At 36.9% G+C, this 12172-nt stretch carries 12 protein-coding genes; 9 read left to right on the top strand and 3 right to left on the bottom strand.

What is annotated here, in order from left to right:
- Positions 1–819 (top strand): ZIP family metal transporter, encoded by an 819-nt coding sequence (locus tag A5821_RS05350; RefSeq protein WP_086314313.1) that lies wholly within the window; start codon positions 1–3, stop codon positions 817–819.
- A 47-nt stretch (positions 820–866) separates the two neighbouring features.
- Here the strand turns inward: A5821_RS05350 and A5821_RS05345 are convergent, their stop codons facing one another.
- Both A5821_RS05345 and A5821_RS05340 read right to left on the bottom strand, forming a co-directional pair.
- Entirely contained in the window at positions 867–1325 is a 459-nt protein-coding gene (locus A5821_RS05345) for an S-ribosylhomocysteine lyase (protein ID WP_010771832.1), read from the bottom strand.
- Positions 1326–1417: 92 nt separating this feature from the next.
- Positions 1418–3064 (bottom strand): alpha-keto acid decarboxylase family protein, encoded by a 1647-nt coding sequence (locus tag A5821_RS05340; protein WP_086313556.1) that lies wholly within the window; start codon positions 3062–3064, stop codon positions 1418–1420.
- 247 nt (positions 3065–3311) lie between these two features.
- Here A5821_RS05340 and A5821_RS05335 point away from each other — a divergent pair, with 247 nt between their 5' ends.
- From A5821_RS05335 to A5821_RS05305, 7 genes are all read left to right on the top strand, one after another.
- Entirely contained in the window at positions 3312–4367 is a 1056-nt protein-coding gene (locus tag A5821_RS05335) for an aspartate-semialdehyde dehydrogenase (RefSeq protein WP_086313555.1), read from the top strand.
- 133 nt (positions 4368–4500) lie between these two features.
- On the top strand, positions 4501–5373 hold the full coding sequence (dapA, locus tag A5821_RS05330; RefSeq protein ID WP_086313554.1) for a 4-hydroxy-tetrahydrodipicolinate synthase: 873 nt from the start codon (positions 4501–4503) through the stop codon (positions 5371–5373).
- A 31-nt stretch (positions 5374–5404) separates the two neighbouring features.
- Positions 5405–7093 carry a ribonuclease J gene (locus A5821_RS05325; RefSeq protein ID WP_086313553.1) on the top strand — a complete coding sequence of 563 codons (1689 nt, stop codon included), beginning with the start codon at positions 5405–5407 and terminating at the stop codon, positions 7091–7093.
- Positions 7094–7461: 368 nt separating this feature from the next.
- Positions 7462–8643: an AI-2E family transporter gene (locus tag A5821_RS05320; protein WP_086313552.1), complete on the top strand. Its 1182-nt coding sequence runs from the start codon at positions 7462–7464 to the stop codon at positions 8641–8643.
- Between the two features lie 195 nt (positions 8644–8838).
- Positions 8839–9402, top strand: a complete 564-nt coding sequence (gene amaP, locus A5821_RS05315; protein WP_086313551.1) for an alkaline shock response membrane anchor protein AmaP — start codon at positions 8839–8841, stop codon at positions 9400–9402.
- A gap of 12 nt (positions 9403–9414) precedes the next feature.
- Complete coding sequence (locus A5821_RS05310; protein ID WP_086313550.1) at positions 9415–9648, top strand: DUF2273 domain-containing protein; 234 nt, start codon at positions 9415–9417, stop codon at positions 9646–9648.
- Positions 9649–9673: 25 nt separating this feature from the next.
- Positions 9674–10096 carry an Asp23/Gls24 family envelope stress response protein gene (locus A5821_RS05305; protein ID WP_086313549.1) on the top strand — a complete coding sequence of 141 codons (423 nt, stop codon included), beginning with the start codon at positions 9674–9676 and terminating at the stop codon, positions 10094–10096.
- Positions 10097–10208: 112 nt separating this feature from the next.
- Here the strand turns inward: A5821_RS05305 and A5821_RS05300 are convergent, their stop codons facing one another.
- Positions 10209–10670: a methylated-DNA--[protein]-cysteine S-methyltransferase gene (locus A5821_RS05300; RefSeq protein ID WP_086313548.1), complete on the bottom strand. Its 462-nt coding sequence runs from the start codon at positions 10668–10670 to the stop codon at positions 10209–10211.
- Positions 10671–10762: 92 nt separating this feature from the next.
- On the opposite strand from A5821_RS05300, the gene A5821_RS05295 reads away from it, so the two are divergent.
- Positions 10763–12142, top strand: a complete 1380-nt coding sequence (locus A5821_RS05295; RefSeq protein WP_086313547.1) for a bifunctional metallophosphatase/5'-nucleotidase — start codon at positions 10763–10765, stop codon at positions 12140–12142.
- Positions 12143–12172: the final 30 nt, after the last annotated feature.

The raw sequence follows: 12172 nt of genomic DNA, 5'->3' as shown, positions 1-12172 counted from the left end.
ATAATTGATTGGCTGTTATCTTTAGAGGCTTGGCAACAAGCATTAGTGGGGACAGGATTCACATATTTTATGACAGCTTTGGGCGCGGGCTTGGTCTTCTTTTTTAAGGAAATCAAAAAAGATATTTTGAATATGATGTTAGGCTTTGCTGCTGGTGTGATGATTGCTGCAAGTTTTTGGTCATTGTTAGATCCAGCGATCAAGCAGGCAGAAGAAAATGGTAGTATTGCTTGGCTTGTGGTTAGTTTTGGATTTGGCTTGGGTGGATTATTTTTGTATATCGCAGATAAAACGTTACCGCATATGCATTTTGGTCCGAATCATGAAAAAGAGGGGCTACCTAGTCATTTAAAGCGGACGATTTTATTAGTATTTTCGATTACGTTGCATAATATTCCAGAGGGATTGGCTGTAGGTGTGGCATTTGGGGCAGCTAATTCGGCAGATGATCCTAAAAAAGCGGTGTTAGCAGCAATTTCAGTGGCATTGGGAATCGGTATTCAAAACTTTCCAGAAGGTGCGGCGGTTTCGATACCGTTGAGACAAGAAAATTTGAGTCGTAAGAAAGCGTTTATTTATGGTCAAGCTTCAGGAATTGTGGAACCAATTGCAGGAATCATTGGCGCGGTTTTAGTAACGAAAGTAACGTTATTATTGCCGTATGCGTTAGCATTTGCAGCTGGAGCAATGATTTATGTAGTCGTTGAAGAATTGATTCCAGAAGCGCAACAAACAGTGACGAGTAAGCGTCATTTTGCGGTATTCGGTGTGATGCTAGGTTTTATTATTATGATGATTTTAGATGTAGCTTTAGGATAAAGAAAAAGGTCAAACCTGAATGATACGGGTTTGACCTTTTTACTATTTTATAAAACGCGCTCAAAAGGATCTAAACTGATTCCTTTTTCTAAAACAATCTTCGCATATTCTTGTGCAGAAAATAAAGAATGGTCTTTATAGTTTCCACACTCTTTAGCAGAAACAGCAGGAACGAAATCTGTCTCAGCGATAAAGTTCAATACTTTAACCAAAGCATCGCGAATTTCTTTTGGAGAATGTTCATTCCACATAATCATGTAAAAACCAGTTCGACAACCCATTGGAGAGATATCGATGATGCCTTCTAAGTGATCGCGCAAATTCACTGCTAATAAATGTTCCAATGTATGAACTGCTGCTGTTGGTAATTCGTCTTCATTTGGTTGTAAAAAACGTAGATCGTATTTTTCGATCAGGGCCTCACCATTTTTTTCAGTACCCGCTAAACGAACATAAGGGGCTTTAACTGTATTGTGATCTAATTCAAAACTTTCAACACGTGCCATATTATTCACTCCTTCAAATTAAGTAAATGTCGCTTTTAACTATAACAAAATAGTATAGAAAGTCAATAGATTCCGTCTTATCAACGGTTGTTCTAAGAATTTTGTTTTGCAAAAATTTTCGCTAGTTTTTTCAATAACTCAGGTGCATCTTCTTGGTCCATTACAACTTCGATCCATTGTAATCGTTTTGTATCTTTTCTAGCGGTCTTCATGACTTCATCTAACTCGATTGTTGTAGTGACTTTGTAGGTTGCAACGGTTTGGTCATTTCCACCAAATACTAAGGGTAAGTTTTGATAATCCCACATCGGAATATCATTGTATTGTTCTGTTGCGCCATGGATTTCTCGTTCCACTGTATAACCATTATTGTTGATAACAAAAACAATTGGGGTCAGTTTTTCTCTTAAAGCAGTCCCTAATTCCTGCACAGTCAGTTGCAAGGATCCATCACCAATAAACAAAAGATGCCGACTCGCTTGATTGGCAAGTTGACTCCCTAATGCAGAAGGGAATGTGTAGCCAATCGAGCCCCATAAAGGCTGGCCGATAAAATGCATATTTCTTTTTAACGCAACATTTGTTAAGCCAAAGAAAGAGGTGCCTTGTTCGCCAATGACAGTATCGCCTGGAATAAGGAATGTTTCTACCATTTCCCAAAATTGTTTTTGTGATAGTTTTTCATCTTTGATTGCTTGACTTGAGATTCGAGTTACTGGTTGTATTTCATCTTCATATCTACAAAAAGAAAGAGTTGTCAAAGCCGAAACAAAACGATCTAACTGTACTGCTTCAAATGTTTCGCCATAAAACAAAACTTCAGTGCTGCCAATCGAAATAATTTGTTGATCTGTAAAGCCAAAACTAAAGCCAGACGTAGCAGAATCTGTCAACTTAGCACCTAATAGTAAAACCAAATCTGCTGTATCAACACGATTTTTTAGTGGTTCTTCCGTTGTGGAACCTGAGTAAGTGCCTAAATAATGTGGGTCTTCTTCATTAAATGCGCTCTTTCCAAGTGGTAAAGTTGTGATTGGCAGATTAAATTTTTGGATAAATTCATCCAATTGATGTTCAATATGGTAACTTAAAATCTCATGACCAGCAATCACAACTGGATTTTTTGCTTGAGATAATGCTTTTTCAACTTTATCCAAAATAGCTGTTTCAACATCCGTTAGTTTTTCCACTGATTGACTTAACGGGCTTAGAGGAGGAGTCACTTTGAAATCTGCAACATCAATCGGTAAATTAATATAAACAGGGCGTTTTTCAATCATAGCAATAGTGAGTACACGATCGATTTCAGTTAAAGCATTTTCTGCTGTTAGATGAGCAATAGCCGCTGTTACTTCTTTATGCATTTTTTCAAAGTGTAGAAAGTTGCCGTCGCCTAATGTGTGGTGGACAAGTTTTTTATCATTCTGAACGGTCGTTGTTGGTGAACCCACAATTTCAACAACAGGCACATTTTCTGCAAAGCTTCCTGCTAAACCATTGATAGCACTTAATTCGCCAACCCCAAACGTTGTGACAAACGCTGAAATCCCTTTTGTTCTAGCATAGCCATCTGCCATATAAGCTGCATTCAACTCATTCGCATTGCCAATCCATTCAAGATCTTGTCTTGCGGTTATGTGGTCTAAAAATTGTAGGTTATAATCACCAGGAACGCCGAATATTTCATCGATACCCAATTCTTTTAAACGGTCTAATAAATAATCCGCTACAGTATACATCTAATCATCCTCTCAAAAATGTGGTGCTAAAACAGTATAAATCTGCAAAAATAATTAGTCGACTATGTTGCACCAATCATAAGAACGCCATTAAAAAATGATTTGAACGGTTAGTATTCCGAATTTTCTTTTTCTTTTTTGACAAAATTAAAGCAAAATCATTTTACTTCCTATGTAGTAAAAGTCAATATTATGGTAAAATAGAAAAAGCAACTTTCTTCAGGAATTTGAGAGGAGATCAATAAGTATGAAAAAAATGTACAATGTTGCCGTGGTAGGCGCAACTGGTGCTGTGGGTACCAAAATGATCCAAATGTTGGAAGAATCATCATTACCGATGAATCAGGTAAAACTTTTAGCTTCAAAACGTTCTGCGGGAAAAGAAGTAACGTTTAAGGGGCAAACCCTTGTAATCGAAGAGTTAGTACCTGAATCATTTACAGACGTGGATATTGCATTATTTAGTGCAGGAGGCAATATCTCAAAACAATTTGCACCAGAAGCAGTGAAACGCGGAGCGGTCGTTGTTGATAATACAAGTCACTACAGAATGGATCCAGAAGTACCTTTAGTAGTGCCAGAAGTCAATCCGAAAGCGTTAAAACGTCATAAAGGAATCATTGCCAATCCGAATTGTTCGACGATTCAAATGATGGTAGCACTTGAACCTATCAGACAGGCATATGGTTTAGACCGTTTGATTGTTTCAACTTATCAGGCAGTTAGTGGAGCAGGGATCAATGCAATGGAGGAGCTAAAATCACAAGCATTAGCGTATATCAATGGTACGCCTGCGGATCAATTAGAAGCGGCTATTTTACCAGCTGGTGGCGATAAAAAACACTATCCAATCGCATTCAACGCATTACCTCAGATCGATGTCTTTGCGGACGCTGATTATACTTATGAGGAATGGAAGATGATCAACGAAACGAAGAAAATCATGGAAGATGACAGCATCAAAGTGGTTGCAACCTGTGTTCGGATTCCTGTTTTATCTGGTCATTCTGAATCGATTTATATCGAAGTTAAAGAAGAAGGTTCGGATGTGAGCACAATCAAAGAATTGATTGCTAATGCGCCAGGTGTTGTTTTACAAGACGATCCAAGTAAGCAACTTTATCCGCAAGCTTTAACAAGTATTGATCGTAAAGAAACATTTGTTGGAAGAATTCGTCAAGATATTGATATTGAGAAAGGCTACCATATGTGGGTTGTTTCGGATAATCTATTAAAAGGTGCTGCCTGGAATTCAGTTCAAATTGCGGAAACATTACATGAGATGGATTTGGTAAGAGTTTAAATGTTTGTTTAGCTTTGTAGGCTAGACTCTGTAAAAAAAAATCTGCTTGTGAAAAAAAGTTACAAGCAAATTTACCTGTTTTTCTACGAGTCTAAACGAGCCTGCTACGCTTTTAAATTAGGAGGTAGTAAGTATGAATTTAAAAAATGCAACGATCATTACAGCAATGGTTACACCTTTTGACGAAAGTGGGGCAATTGATTTTGCTAAGCTGCCCCAATTAGTGAATCACTTGCTTGATCACCATACAGAAGGTATTATTTTAGCAGGAACAACAGGGGAATCACCAACGTTAACACATGATGAAGAAATCGATTTGTTTAATGAAGTAATTCGTTTGGTTGATGGTCGAGTTCCAATCATTTGTGGTGTGGGAACCAATGATACACGGGATTCTGTTGAATTTGTGCAAGAAATATCTGCAATTAGAGGTATTGATGCTGGTTTGGCTGTCGTTCCGTATTATAATAAACCAAACCAAGAAGGATTATATCAACATTTTAAAGCAATTGCTGAGGCGAGTGATTTGCCCATCATTATATATAACGTTCCAGGGAGAACGGTGGCAAGTCTTGATGTAGCAACGACTTTGCGCTTAGCAGAATTGGATAATATCATTGCAGTCAAAGAATGTTTCGGTTTAGATGCATTGACCGAGTTGATAGAAAAGGCGCCAAAAGACTTTTTAGTGTATACTGGGGAAGACTCCTTAGCTTTTTCAAACAAAGCTTTGGGCGGACAAGGTGTAATGTCAGTTGCCAGCCATGTTTTTGGAACGGAAATGTATGACATGTTTCAAGCGTTGGATCAAGGAGAAATTAAAAAAGCTGCAAGCATCCAGCGTCAGTTATTACCTAAGATGAATGCACTGTTCTCAGTGCCATCTCCGGCTCCCGTAAAAGCTGTATTGAATCAAATGGGTATTTCCGTTGGTGATTTACGTTTACCTCTTGTACCATGTACTTCTGAAGAAAAGGCGAAAATTTTAAGCATACTGGATCTTTGATTCAGTATGAGAATATAGAGAGGTGAAATGAGTGAGTACAATAAAAATCGTTCCATTAGGCGGCGTTCGTGAAAATGGTAAAAATATGTACATCGCAGAAGTGGAAGATGAAATTTTTGTACTGGATTGTGGATTAAAATATCCAGAAAATGAGCTATTAGGAATTGATGTGGTCATTCCCGATTTTACGTATTTGGTGGAAAATATCGATCGTGTCGCAGGGATTTTCTTAACACATGGTCATGCCGATGCAATCGGAGCGTTACCATATCTTTTATCTAAAGTTCATGTACCAGTATTCGGAACGGAATTAACCGTTGAGTTAGCAAAATTAAACGTAGGAGATCATGCAGATTCTAAAGATTTTAATGATTTCCATGTGGTTGATGCCCATACAGAAATTGATTTTGCACATGCAACAATCAGCTTCTTCCGAACAACACACACGATTCCAGATTCTATTGGAATCAATTTAAAAACTAAAGAAGGTAACATCGTCTACACAGGAGATTTCAAGTTTGATCAAAGTGCGATTCCAATGTATCAAACAGATTTTGGTCGTTTAGCTGAAATCGGCAATGAAGGAGTTTTAGCGTTGTTGAGTGACTCTTCTAATGCAGAAAACCCAACTCAAATCGTTTCTGAACTTCAGATTGCAGATGAAGTTTTTGATACAATCCGTTATTGGGAAGGCCGCATTATCGTAGCTTGTGTGGCGAGTAATTTACAACGTGTACAGCAAGTTTTAGATGCTGCCCACAAATCCGACCGTAAAATTGTTTTAACTGGGCAGGATTTCCAACGAATCATCAACACTGCCATCAAATTGGACAAATTAAAATTACCTAGTGAAGATTTAATCATCAGTGTGAAAGATATGAAAAAATATCAATCTGATCAATTAGTGATTTTAGAGACAGGAACGATGGGGGAACCAATCAAGTCATTACAAAAAATGGCTAATGGTACACATCGTGTCATTAAAATCAAAGAAGGCGATTTAGTTTATATCACCACAACGCCAACGACTGCGATGGAAACGGCTGTTGCTAAGACAGAAGACATTGTATACCGTGCAGGTGGTGTAGTGAAACAAATCTCTGATAATCTGCGTGTTTCAGGTCATGCAAGTCCAAATGATTTACAGTTGATGCTAAATTTGATGAAACCAAAATATTTTGTTCCGATCCAAGGTGAATATCGTCAATTGGCAGCCCATGCAGATTTAGCCCATGAATTAGGCATTCCATACAAAAATATTTTCATTACTGGTCGAGGGGATATCCTTGAATACAGTAAACAAAAAATGAATGTTGCTGGCAGTACAACTGCTGATAACATCATGATTGATGGAATTGGTGTGGGAGATATCGGAAATATCGTGCTTCGTGATCGTAGAATATTATCTGAAGATGGTATTTTTGTAGCTGTTGTCACAATCAATCGTCGCGAAAAAAGAATTGTTTCACCTGCTAAAATCACATCAAGAGGTTTTGTCTATGTGAAAACAAGCAAAGACTTGATGAAAGAAAGTAGCAGTATCGTAACCGAGATTGTTGAAAAGCATCTTGAGAGCAGCGATTTTGAATGGAGCAAGTTAAAGCAAGATATTCGTGAGCAACTGAGTCGCTACTTATTTGAACAAACCAAACGTCGTCCAGTGATTCTTCCTGTTATTATGGAAGCAACGCAACGTAAAGGACGCAAATCAGCAAATTAACCAATAAAATCACTCAGTTAGTTATTTAACGACTGAGTGATTTTCTATTTGAAAAGCAGAATAATGAAGGGAAAATTTTTTTACAGATTCCATTTTTTTCGTTACAATAAAGAAGTAACGCTATCTTGCCTAGTGGGATTTGTCTCTTGAAAAAAAGATAAAATATGTTAGTGATAAAAAGCATCACTATCCTATTTTTCAACGCCCCTTAACAAGCCCATTACACTTTTAAATTGTCTAGTTCTATGGGCTAGGCTCTATGAAAAAAGATAAAATCTGTTAGTGACAAAAAGCATCACTACCATATTTTCCTATTTTTCAACGCCCCTTATCAAGCCCATTACACTTTTATTTTAAGGAGGGATCAAATGGAAAAGAAACAAGAAACTCGTTGGATCAAATTTCTTGGTGGAAAAAATCTATTATTCACACTTGTTGCTTTATTGTTGTTAGGTGCAGTGATTTTTATTTTTCATCAGGTTGGTTTTATTTTTGGTCCGATCGGTGTTGTGTTCAAAACAATTATTGGACCAACAATTTTAGCGTTGATTTTGTATTATTTATTCAATCCAGTCGTCAACTGGTTAGAAAAACATAAAGTGAAACGAGTGTATGGTGTTTCGGCTATTTTTATTATTTTGATTGCATTGATCGTTATCGGTATTATTTTAGTTGTTCCGATTCTGCAAAAACAGGTGGATGGATTAGTCAAAAGCTTTCCACAATATATGGACGATCTAAATAAAATGGTCACAGATTTTTTCCATAATTCTGCATTAGAAAAACCTTTAGCCAATGCTTTAGATGGTATTCAAAGATGGTTTGATAACGTTTCAGATGGCATAGGAAGTTATTTTAGTAAAGCTGTGGAGGGAGCTTCGACGGTCTTTTCTACCTTGACTGGTTTTGCACTTGTGATGGTAACGGCTCCAATCATTACTTTTTTCTTATTGAAAGATGATCGTAAGTTTTTCTCTTTTATTTTGAACATTATACCCCCACGTTTTAGAAACGATGCGAAAGAAATTGGGGCAACAATGAGTAGCCAAGTTGGTGCCTATTTAAAAGGGCAAATTTTGGTGTCGATCGCTATTGGTATCTTAACATTCATTGGTTTTTGGCTTGTTAAAGTACCTTATTCAGGAACGTTATCGATTATTGTTGGGATTACTGCCGTGATTCCTTATATAGGACCTGTCATAGCATTCATTCCAGCTGCAATTGTCGCATTGATGGTGTCATTTGGTATGTTTATTAAAATGAGCCTAGTTTGGATGCTTGTCCAAATGTTGAATGGACATTTGATTGCACCTCAAGTGATGGGAAAACGACTAGTCGTGCATCCATTGACGATTGTGATCGTATTATTGGTGATGGGGGATTTACTAGGGATGTTCGGCTTGATTTTTGGAATTCCTATTTATGCTATTGCCAAGGTGCTAGTTACCTATATTTTCCGTAAATTTAAACAACGTTACAATCAATTTTATGGAGATAGTGGAGAATATGAAGACACTGAATTTTCTAAAGAAGAATATTTAGATGAATAATTAAAAAAGACGATTGAACTTGTGCATCCAGCAAATGATTTGCTGAATCTTATAAATTCAATCGTTTTTTTTATATAATCTGAGCAAAATAAAATGTCTGGAGAAAAAAAGAAATTCGTATCTTTTGTAATACTTTTTTTTAGGCGTTACAATTTAATCAGAAACGAAAGGACTAATCTCAAAGGAGGGAAGTATATGAAACGTTTGCTGAAAATTATTTTTTTATTTATCATACTCATACTGTTTATCGGAACACTGGGCTCACTTAGTCAGTTGGTCGATATTCCTTGGCTGTCTTACCAAGTAGATGGGCTTCTTTACAATTATCCTTGGTTATTCAGTTTTTTTGAATGGACTTTACTTATCTTAGGAGGTCTTTTACTGCTTAGTTTGGTGGCAGTACTTTCAGTTTCTGGACGAAGAAAACGTCTAGTCATAAAGGACGGTAAGAATCGGATCGAAGTACCTAAAAGCACTGTAGAACAAATTGTGAAAGATGCTTACAGCACCATCATCCATCCAGATAAAACGAAAATGACAGTTAGAATCAAGGGTAAAGAAAAAGTAGCCATTAAATTGAAAGTTGATGTTCGAAGCAAAGAGCGTTATCAACCTTTAGGAGAAGAAATCAAAGAAGCGGTACAAGGAGCATCAGACACAGCCCTGGAATCAATTGATAGCCGCGTAACGGTTCAATTAAGAGAAAAAGAACCGACAGAATCTACAGCTTTTGGTAAAAAACAATCACGAGTGATATAGGAGGGAAACGTCATGGATCAAGAGAAAAAAGAACACTGGCTCAAGCAGCTTAGACCGTATCGTTTTCGGATTATTTGGACAACCTTGTTTTTCCTATTAGCTCTCTTGTTATTACTGATTGGCTTTGGAAAAACATTGGTCTTACTAATTTTCGCAGCCGTTGGATTTATTATCGGAAAAATGCGGGATGAAGATTTAGATATCTATTCCTTGATAGATTCAGTTAGATCTATGATAGGAATTTAAAATTATATTGAAGGAGTGAATGCAAATGGCAGAGGCAGTAGAGAACAATACAAGTGGATTAAAAGCAAAATTGACGTTCGGTGATGTTGTGATCAAAAAAATCGTAGGTGTGGTTATTTCTGATATTGATGGGATCTTAGGATTGAGCGGCAATCTTTTTACCGATTTTGCTGACCGATTTAGAGATAACGAAGATGTGACAAAAGGCATTGGAGTGGAAGTCGGAACAAAACAAGTAGCGGTAGATGTATCCGTGATTTGCAAATACGATGTTAATATTTCAACTGTCTTTGATCAAACTGTTGAACTAGTAAAAGAAGCGATTGCTCATATGACTGGTTTAGAGCTGATTGAATTTAATATGAGTGTGGATGATGTTATGACAAAAGAGCAATACCTAGAAAAATATCGTGGCAAAGAGAGTAATGACAATGAGGGGAGCAACTAATCTTTTTTAAGAGATAGCCGTTTTATTTATACAGAAAAAAATAACGAGAAACAGAACGAAGAAAGTTTTGTTTCTCGTTATTTTTGATGCTTCGAATAGTTTAAAACGGAACCTAATCCAGTAATCCATTTTCCACTTGTAACAAGAACATTTTGATACTGAGCCCGTCATGTTCAGAACTACCTAAATAGCCTGTTAATTGCCCATTTTTGCCAATCACTCGATGACAAGGAACAATGATCGGAAGCGGATTTTTGCTGTTTGCCTGACCGATTGCTCGAACTGCTTTTGGTGAACCAATAGCTTGAGCGATTTCTAGGTAACTGCAGGTTTTTCCATAAGGGATTTGAGTAAGAGCGGCCCAAACTTTTCTTTGAAACTCAGTGCCGCTTTGGATGGATAACGGGACAGTAAAATGCGTTCGTTCACCAGAAAAATAGTCTATCAGTTCTTTTGCGGCTTGTTCTGTAAAAGAATTTGTTTGATGGTTTTTGAGCTCAAAAAATGAGACTAAGGTCAAGCCTTTATGATCGGCATCTAGCCATATCGGTCCAAAAGGTGCAGTGATTTTCATTTTGATCTCCTTTAATTTTATGGTTACTTTATTATACTTCATCTAGAAGTATGGTACTATACTTTTATATACTGAAATTTGGAGGCCTGTTTATGGAAGAAATCGTCATCTTTCACACGAATGATTTGCATTCACATTTAGAAAATTGGCCCAAAATCAGGCGGTATCTGATCAGTCATAAAGAAGAATATGAGAAATTAGGTAAAACCGTAATAACTGTCGACTTGGGAGATTTTGCTGATCGTTGGCATCCATTGACAGAAGCAACCGATGGTCAAGCCAATATTGAACTGATGAATGCTGTCGATTATGATGCAGCAACCATCGGTAATAATGAAGGTGTCGGTAATTCCAAAGAGCAATTGAATCATTTATATGATCATCGAAATTTTGATGTTATATTAGGTAATTTATTTGATTTAAACTCTGGTCAGGCGCCTGATTGGGCGAGTTCCTATAAGATTATAGAAACAAAAGATAAAGCTAAGATCGGTTTGATTGCTTTAACCGCCCCATTTCCGTTAACCTATAATCCAAATGGGTGGGATATACGTTCGACCAAAGAGATATTGCCATCATTGCTTAGAGAAATTCAAGCAAAATGTGATGTTATAGTCTTAATGAGTCATTTGGGCATTGACGAAGATATTAAAATAGCAAACGAATTTCCTGAAATCAATGTATTATTAGGTTCTCATACGCATCATCTGTTTAAAGAAGGAGAAAAAATCAATGATACACAACTATCTGCTGCTGGAAAATTTGGTCATTATCTTGGAGAAGTTCATTTAACAATCGATAATGTAAAAATTATTCATAGTGAAGCAAAGGCAGTATCAATGGCTGAACAGGAAACGTTAGCTGAAGATCAAAGAGAAAGTGACGATTACTTAGCTTTAGGCCATCAGTTGTTGAAGGCGAAAAAAATCGCGAAGATCGATCATCCTCTTTTAATCGAGATGGCGGCTGATCATCCTTTGATCGTGACAGCATTAAAAGCTTTAAAAGAAAAAGGCCAGACAGATGCAGCGATTTTAAATAATGGGTTGTTTTTATCAGATCTACCAAGAGGAATCATTGATGCAGATCAGCTTCACGAAACATTACCTCACCCGATGCATTTGATTCGTGTGACCTTATCTGGAGCAGAACTGATTCGTATGCTTAAGGAAATGGAAAAAAATCGACACTATTTACGAAAGTTTCCAATTACAGGAATGGGGTTTCGTGGTAAAGTCTTTGGTGAATTGTATTATGACGGAATCACGTATGATAAAGAAAAAAAACAAGTTCTATGGAAAAATCAACCCATCGATTTTAAGCAGAACTATACGTTTACTACAGTCGATCACTTTATGTTCATTCCTTTTTTTCCAACGATCGAACTTGCAGGCAAGGTTGAATTTTTGTTTCCGGAATTTATCAGAACAGTTTTAGGTGACTACTTGAACATGCACTATCCAATCCAATAAAAACAAGGTATAATAAAGTCTAGGCGGTGA

Origin of the sequence: Enterococcus sp. 7F3_DIV0205 (genome assembly GCF_002141365.2) — a bacterium.
GTDB lineage: Bacteria > Bacillota > Bacilli > Lactobacillales > Enterococcaceae > Enterococcus_L > Enterococcus_L palustris.
The sequence above is the reverse complement of the archived record's forward strand: the minus strand, read 5'-3'. Positions and strand labels throughout refer to the sequence as shown.

Bases quoted from the DNA above. Each gene is read 5' to 3' on its own strand.
- A5821_RS05345 (WP_010771832.1), bottom strand. From the start codon at position 1,325: ATGGCACGTGTTGAAAGTTTTGAATTAGATCACAATACAGTTAAAGCC.
- A5821_RS05340 (WP_086313556.1), bottom strand. From the start codon at position 3,064: ATGTATACTGTAGCGGATTATTTATTAGACCGTTTAAAAGAATTGGGT.
- A5821_RS05335 (WP_086313555.1), top strand. From the start codon at position 3,312: ATGAAAAAAATGTACAATGTTGCCGTGGTAGGCGCAACTGGTGCTGTG.
- dapA (WP_086313554.1), top strand. From the start codon at position 4,501: ATGAATTTAAAAAATGCAACGATCATTACAGCAATGGTTACACCTTTT.
- A5821_RS05320 (WP_086313552.1), top strand. From the start codon at position 7,462: ATGGAAAAGAAACAAGAAACTCGTTGGATCAAATTTCTTGGTGGAAAA.
- amaP (WP_086313551.1), top strand. From the start codon at position 8,839: ATGAAACGTTTGCTGAAAATTATTTTTTTATTTATCATACTCATACTG.
- A5821_RS05310 (WP_086313550.1), top strand. From the start codon at position 9,415: ATGGATCAAGAGAAAAAAGAACACTGGCTCAAGCAGCTTAGACCGTAT.
- A5821_RS05305 (WP_086313549.1), top strand. From the start codon at position 9,674: ATGGCAGAGGCAGTAGAGAACAATACAAGTGGATTAAAAGCAAAATTG.
- A5821_RS05300 (WP_086313548.1), bottom strand. From the start codon at position 10,670: ATGAAAATCACTGCACCTTTTGGACCGATATGGCTAGATGCCGATCAT.
- A5821_RS05295 (WP_086313547.1), top strand. From the start codon at position 10,763: ATGGAAGAAATCGTCATCTTTCACACGAATGATTTGCATTCACATTTA.